Here is a 13,962-nt window from a genome sequence, read left to right on the forward strand (position 1 = left end):
CTCCTATTTGCGCAGCCGCGCATCCCACTCCAACATCAGCCCCGCCGCCGGCACAATCGGAAACAGCTTCAGCAGCCGGGGGTACGCCTGCGCCGTACGGCTGTCGAAGCCGTTGAAATAGTCGTACGTCGTGTTCTCGTGATTGGTGAGGTTCGCCACTTCCACGAACAGCGTGCTGCGCCACGAACCCCACTGGAATACCTTGTTCACCCGCACATCCGCGCGGTGATAAGCCGGCAGCCGTAGCGCGTTCTTCCGCGTGTCCAGGAAATACGTGTCCGGCGCCGTCCGCCGGAAATAGCCCGGGATCGGAAAGTTGCTGCCGTACGAATAGCGCCCGCTCAGGTTCATCGTCGGCTTCAAACGGTAGCTCCCATAGGCATTCACCGTGTGCCGTTGCTCGAAATCGGAGGGGTAAGCCGCGCCCGTCACCCCATCCCTCATCGACGTCAGGACATATCCGTAGGAAACCCATCCCGAAACGCGGTTCGCCGTCCGCCGCTGCAGGAAGATCTCCGCCCCCCGCGCAATGCCACGCTCCGAGTTCATGTACGGCGCGATGGCCGGAGGGTGGAAGATGAGGCCGCCGGCCAATAAACGCGCCTCCTGCAGCGGCTGCCGGATCAGGTCCCGCTCGGCGCGATAGAAGAATTCCGCCCGCAGCCGGGTTCGCTGCCCCAGCGTCTGTTCCACCGCCGCCACGGTATGATTCGCACGCTCCGGCAATAGGAACCGGTTGCCGGTATTCTCGATCAGCAGCAGTTGCAGCGCCGGATACTGCACCGCCTGGCTCCACGCCACCTGCAGGCGCGTCGTTGCACCCACGCGCAACAGCGCCGAGGCGTGCGGAGAAATCGCCGGCGCATCCACGGCCGAGTACGAGTCCGTCCGTACACCTGCGGTCAGCGTCAACGGCCCGCCCACCCAGTCCTGCTGAACATAGCCGCCCGACCGCAGGGCCGTCCCGTGCCAGTTGTCCCGCCGCCGCACCGCCAGGGGATTGAAGTTGTAAATCGCCGAGAAGCCGTCGTCGTGCAGGCGCCGGAACGATCCGCCCGCCTGTAGCGGCGCCTTTGCGTTCCAGCTCCACACCAACGACGGGTTCCACACTGCTTCGCCGTAGCCCTGCCCCGCCAGCAACAGTTCCAGCGGGTTCTTCGCGTCCGAGCGCTCGCGCATCCAAGCCAACCGGTTGGTAATCTGCACCGCGGCCGTGGGCGCATACCGCCATCCCAGGCTCACCCCGGTGACATGATGCCCCGCTTCCATGATCCCGTTCACCCCCAGCGTGGTTCGCGCGCGTGTCCGGTCGAGGTCCGACCGCCCGTCCATGATGCTCAGGGTGACGCTCTGCGACTTCGACAGGTCGTATGCCAGCTTCCCCTGGAGATCCGCGAACCCGAAGGCCATCGAACTCGCCTCCGGCACCCGCCGCAGCAGGTATTGCAGGTAGCTCCGCCGCATCGACACCAGCCATGAGCCGCGCGACTCGCGCCCCAGCGGTCCTTCGGCAATCACCGCCGCGCCGGTCACCCCCAGGTTCATGCGCACCGCCACGCCTTCCCGGCTGCCTTCGCGGAGGCGGACATCCAGCACGGAAGCCGACCGGTCCTGGTACATGGCCGGAGGCGCCCCCGCATGCAGCGTCATCTCCTCCACCAGATCCGCCTGCAGCATCGACAACGAACCCGTGTCCTGGTGATTCTGTACCGTGTGGAACGGGTTGTGCATCAGCACGCCGTCCACATACAAACCCACGCGGTCGAAGGCTGAGCCGCGCACCGAGAACTGCGCCGCAAAGTCGTTCGACGAGGCCACGCCCGGCAGCGACTGCACCGCCCGCAAGGGATCGTCCACCAGCACGCCGGCCAGGTTCTTCATCTCCGCGCCGGTGAGCGTCCTCTCCGACGGGCTCGCCGACTGTGTGACGTCGAATGGCCCCTCGCGCACTTCCACCGAGTCGCGCCGGCCCAGGGAGTCCGGTGTCATGGCCAAGTCCAGCTCCACTGCTCCGGCCAGCGGCGTCCGCAACGGGCGATACCCCACCGCCGACAACGTCATCGTGCATTCCGGCAGCGTGGGCGCCTCAAAGGCGAACCGCCCGTCCAGCCCCGTGCGCGCCGTCAGCACGTTGCCGCCACAGGCCAGCACGCACTCAACGCGCGCCAGCGGTTCTCCACCCCGGGCATCGCGCACCAGGCCATTCAGCCGCCCTTGGCCCCATGCGCTAAGATTCAGGACACAAATAGAAAGAACACAGACACGCGTACCCGCGCCGAGGACCAACATCTCACTCCCCCAACGGTCCTTGCGGACCATTCCCACACCTACCCCTACCCTCTCCGGTGACCAACCGTACGAAAGACCCCGGCTCCCATCACTGGAAGCCGGGGCATTGTATTAAAGAGAGCTGACAGCTAAGAATACTAGACTTCGTAACAGGCTTGACCCCGCACAGGACGAACGAGCGGCAGAATCTGCAGCACGCGGTGGTTCTTGAACTCCACGTGATACTGATGCTCGTCGATCTCCCGGATCGCGGCCACTTCGCACTCACAACACAATACAGGACCCTGGCTGCCCCAATCGCACCGGTGGACCCGGATCGGCTGGTTCTTCTCCGCCATGGCCCTGCATCTCATGGCAACCTCCGGAGTGGTAGTGATCCACTCCGGACGGTTGTCATCCAACCAATGACTCTGACGTGCCTGCGGCGCATTTCTGTGCCGCATCACGATATGGAACGACACGGTTACCCTCCTCGTGATGGATTAGCACCCGCGGCGCGTCACGTTTAGCGCGTCGCGGGTTTCAGCGCGTAGCTGGAAAGCACTTTCATGTAGTTCGCGCGCTCGAAAGCCGCCGGTTCGGCCACCGACTGCGAACTCATCGAACCTCTCATCTGGGCGATGGATTCGTACTCGTGCTCTTCCATCCAGTCGAGCAGGTCTTCTTCCACCTTCGCCAGGTACGGAATGCCGTGGCGCAGCAGGGCAGAAGTCATCATGGTGCAACGCGCGCCGGCCATGACACCCTTCACCGCATCTTCCGCTGTGTGCACGCCGCCCGTGATCGCCAGGTCGGGACGAATCCGGTTGTACAGCAGGGCCGTCCAGTGCAGGCGCAGCCGCAGTTCCTGCGAGTCGCTCAGCATCAGGTTCGGCACCACTTCCAGGGCTTCCAGATCGAAATCCGGTTGATAGAAGCGGTTGAACAGAACCAGGCCGTCGGCGCCCGCCGCATCCATGCGCGTGGCCATGTGGGCAAAGGCCGTGAAGAATGGCCCAAGCTTAACCGCCACCGGGATCCGCACGCTCGCCTTCACGTGGCTCACCAGGTCGAAGTACATCTCTTCCACCTTGCCCGACGGCATTTCCAGCTCGGTCGGCAGGTAGTAGATGTTGAGTTCGATGGCGTCGGCCCCGGCCTGCTCCATCATTTGCGCGTATCGGATCCAGCCGCCCGTCGAGACGCCGTTCAGGCTCCCGATCACGGGGATGTCCACCGATTCCTTCGCCTTCCGCAGATGGTTCAGGTACGGCTCCGGTCCGAAATTGTACGAAGTCATCTCCGGGAAGTAGCTGACGGCCTCGCCGTAGCTGTCGGAGGTCTCCGTGAGAAAGCGGTCGAGTTCGCCGCTCTCCACCTGGATCTGCTCCTCGAACAGGGAGTGCAGTACCACGGCCGAAGCGCCTGAGTCTTCCAGCCGGAGAATATTGCCGATGTCCTTGCAGAATGGCGAGGATGACGCCACTAAGGGTGAGCGGAGCTTAAGTCCGAGGTATCCAGTGCTGAGGTCAATTGACATGGCTTACTTCCCTCCTTCGGTGGTCTTGGTCTCCGCGCCCGGCATGGCCGCCATCTGTTCGTAGATGCGCCAGCGGTTCATGACGTCGGCCTGCGCCTCGGCCAGGAGACGGCGGGCGTCATCCGGCTTCGAATGGACGAGCATCGTGTAGCGGGTCTCGTTGTAGATGTACTTGTCCAGCGGCAGGGACGGTGCCTTGCAGTCGAGGACAAACGGGTTCTTGCCGTCCAGCGCCAATGCCGGGTTGTACCGGAACATCGGCCAGTGACCGGTCTGCACAGCCAGCTTCTGCTGTTCCAGGCCGAACTTCAGATCGTATCCGTGGGCGATGCAGTGGCTGTAGGCGATGATGATCGACGGACCATCCCACTTCTCGGCCTCGATGAAGGCCTTCACCGTCTGCATGTCACTCGAGCCCATCGCCACCCGCGCCACATAGCAGTTGCCGTAAGCGACCGCCATCATCGCCAGGTCTTTCTTGCCCGACGGCTTGCCGCCGGCCGCAAACTTCGCCACCGCGCCGCGCGGCGTCGACTTCGAGCACTGTCCACCCGTGTTCGAATAGACTTCGGTGTCCAGTACCAGGATGTTCACGTTCTTGCCAGAGGCCAGCACGTGATCCAGGCCGCCGTAACCGATGTCATAGGCCCAGCCGTCGCCACCCAGGATCCACACGCTCTTCTTCACCAGCGCATCTGCTACGCCCAGCAGGTCGCGCAGTGCGTTGCCACTGCCGTTCGCCCCGGCGGCGAGCAGTTCCTGCACCCGGTTCTTCAGGGCGCCGACACGCTCGCGTTGTGCGAAGATCCCGGCTTCCGTCGCCTGGTCGGCTTCCAGGAGTTCCTTCACCAGGTTCTCGCCCAGCTTCACGGCGAAACGGTTGACCAGCTCCTTGGCGTAGATCACCTGTTGATCCACGGCCATCCGCATACCCAGCCCGAACTCGGCGTTGTCTTCGAACAGCGAGTTCGACCAGGCCGGACCCCGGCCTTCGTTGTTGTACGTGTAGGGCGTGGTCGGCAGGTTGCCGCCGTAGATCGACGAGCAGCCCGTGGCGTTCGCGATCATCGTGCGGTCGCCGAACAATTGGGTCAGCAGCTTGACGTAAGGCGTCTCGCCGCAGCCGGAACAGGCGCCCGAGAACTCAAACAGGGGCTGCAGGATCTGCAGGTCCTTCACCTGGCTCTGGCTCAGCTTCGTGCGATCGAATTCAGGCAGGCCCAGGAAGAAGTCCCAGTTCGCCGCCTCGGATTCGCGCAGCGCGGGCTGCTCCGTCATGTTGATCGCGCGGTGCTTTACTTCCGTCTTCGACTTCGCCGGGCAAGCCTCCACGCAGAGGCCGCAACCCGTGCAGTCTTCCGGAGCTACCTGCAGCGTGTAGCCCGACTCCTTGTAGTCCTTCCAGCGCGCCGGAACCGACTTGAAGGTAGACGGGGCGCCTTCCAGCGCCGATTTGTCGTAGATCTTGGCGCGGATCGTGGCATGCGGGCAAACCAGTACGCACTTGCCGCACTGGATGCAGAGGTTCTCGTCCCACACCGGGATCTCGAGGGCAATGTTTCGCTTTTCCCACTGCGCCGTACCGCTGGGGTAGGTGCCGTCAATGGGCATCGCCGAAACCGGCAGGCTGTCGCCGTCACCGGAGATCATCATGCCCAGTACGTCACGGACAAATCCGGGCGCTTGCGAGGGCACTGAAGGCCGCAGCATCTGTGTGCTGGAAACTTCGGCCGGAACTGTCACCTGGTGCAGGTTGGCCAGCGACTGGTCGACCGCCGCGAAGTTCTTCTGGACCACAGACTCGCCGCGCTTGCCGTAGGTCTTGACGATCGCCTTCTTGATCTGCGCAATCGCCTCTTCCCGCGGCAGCACGCCGCTGATGGCGAAGAAGCAGGTCTGCATCACGGTGTTGATGCGCGAACCCATGCCCGTAGCCTTGGCCACTTCATAGGCATCAATCACATAGAACTTGATCTTCTTCTCAATAATGTCGGCCTGGACGGGACGGGGCAGTAGGTCCCAGATCTCCGACGCACCCACCGGCGCGTTCAACAGGAACGTGGCGCCCGGCTCGGCCCACTTCAGCATGTCCAGCCGCTCCAGGAACGAGAACTGGTGGCAGGCAATGAAGTTGGCGCGCGAAATCAGGTAAGTGCTGCGGATCGGCCGCGGCCCAAACCGCAGGTGCGAAACCGTGATCGAACCCGATTTCTTCGAGTCGTACACGAAGTAGCCCTGCGCGTAGTTGTCCGTATCTTCGCCAATGATCTTGACGCTGTTCTTGTTCGCACCCACCGTGCCGTCGGCGCCCAGTCCATAGAACAGGGCCCGCACCGTCTGCGGATCTTCGGTCGAAAAGTCTGCGTCGTATTCCAGCGAATTGTTCGAGACGTCGTCCTTGATGCCCAGCACGAAGTGGTTGATCGACTTCGCCTTGGCCCCTTCGTCGAAGGCAGCCTTCACCATCGACGGCGTGAACTCTTTCGACGACAGGCCGTAGCGGCCGCCAATCACCTTGGGCATCGTCGCGAACGGCAGTGTGCCCGCCGCCTGAGCCTCGCTCAACGCCGTAATCACATCGAGATACAGCGGTTCGCCGGGGCCGCCCGGTTCCTTCGTGCGGTCCAGCACCGTGATCGACTTCGTCGTCGCCGGCAGGGCCGCCAGGAAGTGCTCCATCGAGAACGGCCGGTACAGCCGGACCTTCAGGATGCCCACCTTCTCGCCGCGCTTCACCAGCTCGTCCACGGTCTCGTGGGCGGCTTCGGCGCCGGAACCCATCAGGATCACTACCCGCTCGGCGTCGGCAGCGCCTTCATACTCAAACAGCTTGTACTTGCGGCCCACCAGCTCGGCAAAGCGGTCCATCGCTTTTTGTACGATTGCCGGCGTTGCCACATAGTACGGATTCACCGTCTCACGCGCCTGGAAGTAGACGTCAGGATTCTGGGCCGTACCACGGATCACCGGCCGGTCAGGCGACAGGGCACGTGCGCGGTGAGCCTGGATCAGGTTCGACGGCAACATCGCCTTCATGTCATCGACCGTCAACTGCTCCACCTTCGCCACTTCGTGCGAGGTGCGGAAGCCGTCGAAGAAATGGATGAACGGGATGCGCGATTCCAGGGCCGCCGCCTGGGCAACCAGCGCCATGTCCATCACTTCCTGCACCGAGTTGGCGGCCAGCATGGCCCAACCCGTCGCACGGACACTCATCACGTCCTGGTGATCGCCAAAGATCGAAAGACCCTGGGCTGCCAGACTACGCGCCGCTACATGCATGACCGTCGAGGTGAGCTCACCCGCGATCTTGTACATGTTCGGGATCATTAGCAGCAGGCCTTGCGACGATGTAAATGTCGTCGTTAGCGCACCACCTTGCAGAGCGCCATGCACCGCGCCCGACGCGCCGCCTTCGCTCTGCATCTCAATAACCGTGGGGACGGCGCCCCAAATGTTGGGCTTACCTTCCGAGGACCATTGATCCGACCATTCGCCCATCGGCGACGAGGGCGTAATCGGGTAAATGGCGATAACTTCGTTTGTTTTGTGCGCGACGTACGCGGCCGCTTCGTTCCCGTCCAGGGTAACTTTGATTCTGGGCATGGTTGGTGAACTCGCAATGGATCAAGTGCATGCCGGGGGCCAATAGGAGTAACGGAGAGTGAGATCTCTAAATATTGATTCTGCAAGGCTTGTTTTCGTTGATGCTTGCATAAGGAATCTTGATAGTGGGGCAGATCACCCAGCTGTCCCAAGTTTCTACAGCCGCCGCATTCCACCATGCTGCATTTCACCCACCCTGCCCTGGTGCGCTTTCTCTCGCATTCCGGCGAAACTTCTCGGCCCCGGAATCTGTCTTTACTTACTGATGCTTTATTTCCGTACCGTCGTGCTGGCTTTGACCGCCTGGACACTCGCTCTGCCGGCACAGCCGCGGATCGGCCAGATCGAGATCTACGGCACGCGCAAAATTCCTCAGGACAAGATTCGCAAGGCCCTCGGACTCGCCCCAGGCGACCCTCTAACCAAACCAAAGGGCGAGATCGAGGACACGCTCGAGTCCATCGACGGCGTGGTGCAGGCCCATGTCGAGGCGTTCTGCTGTGATCAGGGGAAACCTATCGTTTATGTCGGGATCCTGGAACGCGGCGCCCGCAATGTCCAATACCGCTCATTCCCCGATCAGGACCTCTCCCTCCCCGATGAGGTCACCCGCGCCTATGCCGCCTTCACCGCCGCCCTCGAACGCGCCTCCGCCGAAGGCGACCTCAAAGAGGACCTCTCCCACGGCTACTCCATCATAGAGAACCCCGCCTGCCAGGCCGCCCAGGCCAAATTCGTCGATCTAGCCGAGAAACACCTGGCCGTCCTCCGCAATATCCTTAAGAACGCGCGCGATCCCGAAGACCGCGCCATCGCGGCCTACATCATCGGCTACGCACCGGATAAAACCGCCGTCCTCGGCGACGTCCAACTCGCCATGCAGGATCCCGACGGAGCCGTCCGCGCCAACGCCGCCCGCACCATCAGGGGCTTTGCTTTCTATAGCTTCGCCAACCCAAATGCCAACCTGAGGGTGCAGGCTACGTGGTTTGTCGAACTCGCCAATTCCGTGGAGCTCGGCGACCGCCTGGAAGCCGCCAAGGGCCTGCTGCTCTTCACCGAGAAACGCGACGAGACCGTCCTCGCCAACATCCGCGACCGCGCCATGCTCTCCCTGCTCGAAATGGCCCACTGGCAGTATCTCCCCCACGCCCTGCCTGCCTTCCTCGTCGTCGGCCGCGTTTCCGGCCTCTCCGACGAAGAACTCGAGAAGGCCTGGTCGGACGGCGAACGCGACAAGACCCTCAAGTCCATCGAGAAACCGGCGAAGAAGTAATCACCCCTTCGCCATTCTTCCTTCAAACAATCTAGATATTCTTGCTAGAGATTATGCAGATAGGGTACGCTATCCACGTAGCGTACCCAGAATGACTGTTCCTGTCCTATCGCATCTCCGCGCATTGGAAGCCGAAAGCATCCACATCCTGCGCGAAACCGCGTCGCAGTTCCGCAAGCCGGTGCTGCTTTACTCCATCGGGAAGGACAGCTCCTGTCTGGTCCACTTGGCGCGCAAAGCCTTCTTTCCCGGGAAGATCCCTTTCCCCCTCCTCCACATCGACACGACTTACGAGTATCCCGAGATGATCGAATTCCGCGATCGTTTCACGAAGGAGATCGGGGCGGACCTGCGCGTCTACACCAACGACAAGGCCATCCAGGAGGGCGCCAATCCCTACGACCTCGGTACCGCCAAGTGCTGCCACCTGCTGCGCACCCGCGGCCTGGTCGAAGGCCTCCAGGAAGGCGGCTATGATGCCGCCATCGGCGGAGCCCGCCGCGATGAAGAGAAGTCCCGCGCCAAGGAACGTGTCTTCAGCTTCCGCGACCGCGAAGGCCGCTGGGACCCTCGCAATCAACGCCCGGAACTATGGAATCTCTACAACGGCAAGGTAGATCCCGGTGAATCCATTCGCGTCTTCCCGCTCTCTAACTGGACTGAGATGGACATTTGGCGCTACATCGAGTTGGAAGCCATCCCCATCGTGCCCCTCTACTTCGCCCAGCCGCGTCAGGTCGTCCTCCGCGGACCCACGGTCATCCCACTGGAAACAAACGTCAAACTCCTACCTGGGGAACAGCCCCAGACCGTCACCTGCCGCATGCGTTCACTCGGCTGCACGCCCTGCAGCGGCGCCATCCGCTCAGAAGCCGACACCATCAGCAAGATCATCGACGAGCTCGCCGCCTTCCGCCGCAGCGAGCGTGAGAATCGCGTGATCGATCACGACCAGGACGGCTCCATGGAGATTAAGAAGCGGGAGGGCTACTTCTAAATGGCCGCGCTCACCGACAACAGGACCATTGCGCTTACCCACTTCACGGTCAGCAACCGCGACGAGAAACCGCTGCTGCGCATCTCCACCGCGGGCAGCGTCGACGACGGCAAAAGCACCCTCATCGGCCGCCTGCTCTTCGACACCAAGACGGTGTGGGAAGACAATCTGGAGGAGATCAGCAAGAGCAAGGTGAACCGCGCCAGCCACGGGCTGGACCTTTCCCTGCTCACCGACGGCCTGCGCGCCGAGCGCGAGCAGGGTATCACCATCGACGTTGCCTACCGCTACTTCTCCACGCCCAAGCGCCAGTTCATCGTCGCCGACACCCCCGGGCACGAGCAGTACACCCGCAACATGGCCACCGGCGCCTCCACCTGCGACCTCGCCATCATCCTGCTCGACGCCCGCAAAGGCGTGCTGGAGCAGTCGCGCCGCCATTCGCGCATCGCCTGGCTCCTCGGCGTCCGCCATCTGGTCTTTGCTGTCAATAAGATGGACCTCGTCGAGTTCAGCCACGAGGTTTTCGACGACATCCGCGCCCACGCCACAAAGCTGCTGGCCGGCATGGACGGGGTGATCGCCGACTTCATCCCGCTCAGCGCTCTCGATGGCGACAATGTCGTCACCCGCAGCGAGCGCACCCCCTGGTACAAAGGCCCCAGCCTGCTCGAACTGCTCGAAACAGTCGACCCGCCCCACATCGCCGCCGCCCAGCCCTTCCGCATGAGCGTGCAGATGGTCATCCGGCCCCACCTCGACTTCCGCGGCTACGCCGGTCAGTTGGCCAGCGGTTGGGTCCGCGTCGGCGACCCCATCGTCGCCCTGCCCAGCGGCAAGCGCAGCACCGTCAAGCGCATCGTCACCTTCGACGGCGACCTGACTGAGGCATTTGCCCCCATGTCGATCACGCTGGAACTGGAAGACGAGCTCGACATCGCCCGCGGCGACCTGCTCGCCTCACCCGCCACTGCGCCCAAGGTGGCTCGCCGCCTCCACACCACCCTGGTCTGGATGAGCGAGGAACCGCTCGACAAACAAAAGACTTACCTGCTGCAGCACGGCACCCGTGTGGTGCCCGCCCGGCTCAACGGCGAGTCGCTCACTTTGAATGGCATCGGTCCGGTGGAGGTCGAAACCGCCGAACTGCTGCCCTACGACACCTACCGCGAAAACCGCTCCACCGGCGGCTTCATCCTCATCGACACCATCTCGAACCTGACGCTCGCCTCCGGGCTGATCGAGGGCGAGGTGCGTGAAGAGGAAGAGACCCTGGAGAGCTTCTCCGACGCACCCTTTACTCCGGCCGAGCGCCGCAAGCTCCGCGCCCTGCTGGCTCACATGAAGCGCTTTGGCTTCAGCTTCGACCACGAGGATTTCGAACAGGGAGAGGGCATCTGATCATGCGCGATCCGTTGACGCAAGCTACGGCAGTCATTGAACATGCGCTCAGCCAGGGCGGCCGGCCCGGCTTCACCTGCAGCTTCCAGGCGGAAGATGTCGCGGTGCTTCACCTGCTGCGGCAACAGATTCCGGACGTTCCAGTGATGTTCCTGGAGACCGGCTACCACTTCGCAGAAGTGATCGAGTATCGCGACCAGTTGGCCAGAGAATGGGACTTGAACCTCGTCAACCTCGAGGCAAAACAGAGCGTCGCCAGCCAGGAATCGCAGTTCGGCATCCTCAACCAGACCGACCCGGCGCGCTGCTGCCACTTGCGAAAGGTGGAGCCGCTCATCGCAGGCTTAACCAATGTGGATGTATGGTTTACGGGCTTACGCCGGGAGCAGAGCCCCACCCGCGCCAACCTCCAGCCGGAAGAACAGCATCGCTTCCCCACCGGGCTCACCCTCAAGAAGATCAGCCCCATCTACGACTGGACCAGTTCCGAAGTCTTCGCCTATCTAGCCGCTAACGACATTCCAGTACTTTCCTTGTATGATCAGGGCTACACCAGCATCGGCTGCGAACCCTGCACCGCCAAACCCGAGCCCGGGGAACATGCCCGAGCCGGTCGCTGGGGCGGCCGCAAGCTGGAATGCGGACTGCACACGGTAACCGTTAAGGAAGCTTGAGATGGAAGCGCTCCTGGGCTTCGGCATCGCACTGGTCGTGGGCCTCACCGGCATGGGCGGCGGACCCCTGGCTGCGCCTCTGCTCATGCTGGTCCTGGGCGTACCCACAACGGAAGCTGTCGGCACTTCCCTGCTCTTCGTGACCATCACTAAGTCGGCCGCCGCGCTCGTCTACTGGTCGCGCGGCCACGTCGACTGGGCTAACCTGCGCCGGTTGCTCTACGGTGGCCTTCCGGGCGTGCTCATCGGATCGCTGCTGCTGCAGCGCATGAGCAAGCATGAGGGCCTGCAGCCCGTGGTGCTCACTGTGATCGGTTTCATCATCGCCGTGATGGCGTTGCTCAGCCTCTACAAGACTTTCCGCAAAGTAGAGGTGGAAGAACGAGCGGAGCGTCCCGGAGCCCTGCCCTGGGCCGCCTTCCCCATCGGCCTGGAAGTTGGCTTCTCCTCAGCCGGCGCCGGAGCGCTCACCAGCCTTTCTTTACTTCAGTTTACGCGCCTGACACCTGCCCGGATCGTGGGCACTGACCTGGTCTTCGGCCTCTCCATCGCCGCGCTCGGCGGAGGCATCCAGTTCGCCGCCGGAAACGTAAACCAACATCTGCTGTTTGTCCTTTCCTCCGGCGGAGTCTTCGGAGCTCTCTGCGGAGCCTGGCTCGGCACCCGAGTCCCGGCCCGGGCCCTCCGGGTCGCCCTCTCCGCCATCATGATCATCCTCGGACAACAGTTGTTGTGGAAGGGCATCACCGCCCTCGCCCGCTAAACTGCGCATTGACCCTGCGTATCAAAATTGATACAGTGCAGCTTGGCGCCGGGATTCAAGCGACTGCCCGCGTATTTCTATCGCTCTGACCAGGGTCGCGAACCTGTGCGCGAGTGGCTGAAGGATCTCGACCCGGAAGAGCGGAAGGTTATCGGCGAGGACATTAAAGACGTGGAGTTTTCCTGGCCGGTGGGAATGCCTGTGGTGCGGTCGCTGGGGCGCGAGCTTTGGGAGGTCCGAAGCAGTCTGCCGCGCGGTCGCGTTGCGCGAGTAATTTTCTGTGTGCATGGCGAACGGATGGTCTTGTTGCACGGGTTTATCAAGAAGACGCAAAAGACTCCGCAACACGACCTCGAATTGGCTCTGAAACGGAAACGAGGGGCAAGCCAATGAAAAGCAACAACATCGGATCGTCTTTTGACAGCTTCCTACGAGAGGAAGGGGTGTACGAGGAAACGACATCCAATGCGATCAAGCGCGTCCTGGCACGCCAGATTGAAGCGGCGATGAGGGAGAACCAGTTCACCAAGGCCGAGATGGCTCGCCGGATGCACACTAGCCGCGCGGCCCTCGACCGGCTGCTCGATCCCGATTACGATGCAATCACCCTGAGTACCCTGCGCAAAGCAGCTGCGGCGGTTGGCCGGGAGTTGCGCCTCGAACTCGTGTAGCCGCCCCTCTTCCTCTGTTCCGCCCTGTATTTCCAACGCGGTCCCATCCCGCGTGGCATCCTACTGAGTAGGTATCGCTCGCGTGATCCTTCTCACCAACGTCACCAAGGAGTTCGACGGCAAGCGCAAAGTTCGCGCCCTCGCCGGCGTCAACCTCCACATTCGCAGAGGGGAAATGGTCTCGCTCGTCGGACCGTCCGGCTCCGGCAAGTCCACCCTGCTGAATCTTATCGGGACCCTCGACCAGCCCACTTCCGGCCAGATCGCCCTGGACGGTCAACCGCTTTCCGGTGTCGCCGACGACGAGCTCACCCGCGTCCGGCGTGACAAGATCGGCTTCATCTTCCAGTTTTTCAATCTCTTGCCGTCGCTCAGCTGCCTGGAGAACGTCTCCCTACCGCTCCACTTGCGGGGCTGGAATCGAAAGCAGATCAGGGAACGCGCCGCGGAACTGCTCGACCTGGTCGGACTCACCCAGCGCAAGGATCATCTGCCCGATGAGCTGTCCGGCGGCGAACGCCAGCGCGTAGCCATCGCTCGCGCCCTCTCCGTCTATCCCCCCATCCTGCTGGCGGACGAGCCCACCGGGAATCTCGACACCCACACCGGCGGCGAGATCCTGGCCCTGGTCCGTGACCTCCACGAACGCCTGGGCGCCACGGTCCTCATGGTGACCCACGACCGGGCCGTGGCCGAAAGCTGCCCGCGCACAGTCACCCTGCGCGACGGTGTTGTCGTCGATGATGTCTCCCGGCGGTAACCCACT

12 protein-coding genes are annotated in these 13,962 nt (G+C 62.7%); 8 read left to right on the forward strand and 4 right to left on the reverse strand.

What is annotated here, in order from left to right:
* Positions 1–3 precede the first annotated feature (3 nt).
* From ACR9Y2_RS02605 to nifJ, 4 genes are all read right to left on the reverse strand, one after another.
* Positions 4–2,319: a TonB-dependent receptor gene (locus tag ACR9Y2_RS02605; RefSeq protein ID WP_435039473.1), complete on the reverse strand. Its 2,316-nt coding sequence runs from the start codon at positions 2,317–2,319 to the stop codon at positions 4–6.
* A 107-nt stretch (positions 2,320–2,426) separates the two neighbouring features.
* Positions 2,427–2,642, reverse strand: a complete 216-nt coding sequence (locus tag ACR9Y2_RS02610) for a hypothetical protein (protein WP_435039474.1) — start codon at positions 2,640–2,642, stop codon at positions 2,427–2,429.
* 152 nt (positions 2,643–2,794) lie between these two features.
* Entirely contained in the window at positions 2,795–3,802 is a 1,008-nt protein-coding gene (locus ACR9Y2_RS02615; protein WP_435044813.1) for a dihydroorotate dehydrogenase-like protein, read from the reverse strand.
* A gap of 9 nt (positions 3,803–3,811) precedes the next feature.
* Positions 3,812–7,414: a pyruvate:ferredoxin (flavodoxin) oxidoreductase gene (nifJ, locus tag ACR9Y2_RS02620; RefSeq protein ID WP_435039475.1), complete on the reverse strand. Its 3,603-nt coding sequence runs from the start codon at positions 7,412–7,414 to the stop codon at positions 3,812–3,814.
* A gap of 265 nt (positions 7,415–7,679) precedes the next feature.
* Here nifJ and ACR9Y2_RS02625 point away from each other — a divergent pair, with 265 nt between their 5' ends.
* The 8 genes from ACR9Y2_RS02625 (at position 7,680) to ACR9Y2_RS02660 (ending at position 13,956) form a co-directional block, all read left to right on the forward strand.
* Positions 7,680–8,690, forward strand: a complete 1,011-nt coding sequence (locus ACR9Y2_RS02625) for a POTRA domain-containing protein (RefSeq protein WP_435039476.1) — start codon at positions 7,680–7,682, stop codon at positions 8,688–8,690.
* A gap of 91 nt (positions 8,691–8,781) precedes the next feature.
* Positions 8,782–9,687, forward strand: a complete 906-nt coding sequence (gene cysD, locus ACR9Y2_RS02630; RefSeq protein WP_435039477.1) for a sulfate adenylyltransferase subunit CysD — start codon at positions 8,782–8,784, stop codon at positions 9,685–9,687.
* On the forward strand, positions 9,688–11,088 hold the full coding sequence (locus tag ACR9Y2_RS02635; RefSeq protein WP_435039478.1) for a sulfate adenylyltransferase subunit 1: 1,401 nt from the start codon (positions 9,688–9,690) through the stop codon (positions 11,086–11,088). It abuts the gene before it with no gap.
* A gap of 2 nt (positions 11,089–11,090) precedes the next feature.
* On the forward strand, positions 11,091–11,762 hold the full coding sequence (locus ACR9Y2_RS02640) for a phosphoadenylyl-sulfate reductase (RefSeq protein ID WP_435039479.1): 672 nt from the start codon (positions 11,091–11,093) through the stop codon (positions 11,760–11,762).
* A gap of 1 nt (position 11,763) precedes the next feature.
* A complete protein-coding gene (locus ACR9Y2_RS02645; protein WP_435039480.1) occupies positions 11,764–12,525 on the forward strand; it encodes a sulfite exporter TauE/SafE family protein in 762 nt (253 codons plus the stop codon).
* A gap of 42 nt (positions 12,526–12,567) precedes the next feature.
* Positions 12,568–12,918, forward strand: a complete 351-nt coding sequence (locus ACR9Y2_RS02650; protein ID WP_435039481.1) for a type II toxin-antitoxin system RelE/ParE family toxin — start codon at positions 12,568–12,570, stop codon at positions 12,916–12,918.
* Positions 12,915–13,196, forward strand: coding sequence for a helix-turn-helix domain-containing protein (locus tag ACR9Y2_RS02655; protein ID WP_435039482.1), 282 nt, complete (start codon positions 12,915–12,917; stop codon positions 13,194–13,196). Before ACR9Y2_RS02650 ends, ACR9Y2_RS02655 begins: the two co-directional genes overlap by 4 nt.
* Positions 13,197–13,278: 82 nt before the next feature.
* The gene (locus ACR9Y2_RS02660; RefSeq protein WP_435039483.1) at positions 13,279–13,956 is read left to right on the forward strand and encodes an ABC transporter ATP-binding protein; all 678 of its coding nucleotides are present in this window, start codon (positions 13,279–13,281) and stop codon (positions 13,954–13,956) included.
* Positions 13,957–13,962: the final 6 nt, after the last annotated feature.

This window comes from Paludibaculum fermentans (assembly GCF_051172195.1).
GTDB classification, from domain to species: domain Bacteria; phylum Acidobacteriota; class Terriglobia; order Bryobacterales; family Bryobacteraceae; genus Paludibaculum; species Paludibaculum fermentans_A.

Bases quoted from the DNA above. Each gene is read 5' to 3' on its own strand.
- nifJ (WP_435039475.1), bottom strand. From the start codon at position 7,414: ATGCCCAGAATCAAAGTTACCCTGGACGGGAACGAAGCGGCCGCGTAC.
- ACR9Y2_RS02605 (WP_435039473.1), bottom strand. From the start codon at position 2,319: ATGGTCCGCAAGGACCGTTGGGGGAGTGAGATGTTGGTCCTCGGCGCG.
- ACR9Y2_RS02635 (WP_435039478.1), top strand. From the start codon at position 9,688: ATGGCCGCGCTCACCGACAACAGGACCATTGCGCTTACCCACTTCACG.
- ACR9Y2_RS02625 (WP_435039476.1), top strand. From the start codon at position 7,680: ATGCTTTATTTCCGTACCGTCGTGCTGGCTTTGACCGCCTGGACACTC.
- ACR9Y2_RS02655 (WP_435039482.1), top strand. From the start codon at position 12,915: ATGAAAAGCAACAACATCGGATCGTCTTTTGACAGCTTCCTACGAGAG.
- ACR9Y2_RS02640 (WP_435039479.1), top strand. From the start codon at position 11,091: ATGCGCGATCCGTTGACGCAAGCTACGGCAGTCATTGAACATGCGCTC.
- ACR9Y2_RS02645 (WP_435039480.1), top strand. From the start codon at position 11,764: ATGGAAGCGCTCCTGGGCTTCGGCATCGCACTGGTCGTGGGCCTCACC.
- cysD (WP_435039477.1), top strand. From the start codon at position 8,782: ATGACTGTTCCTGTCCTATCGCATCTCCGCGCATTGGAAGCCGAAAGC.
- ACR9Y2_RS02610 (WP_435039474.1), bottom strand. From the start codon at position 2,642: ATGAGATGCAGGGCCATGGCGGAGAAGAACCAGCCGATCCGGGTCCAC.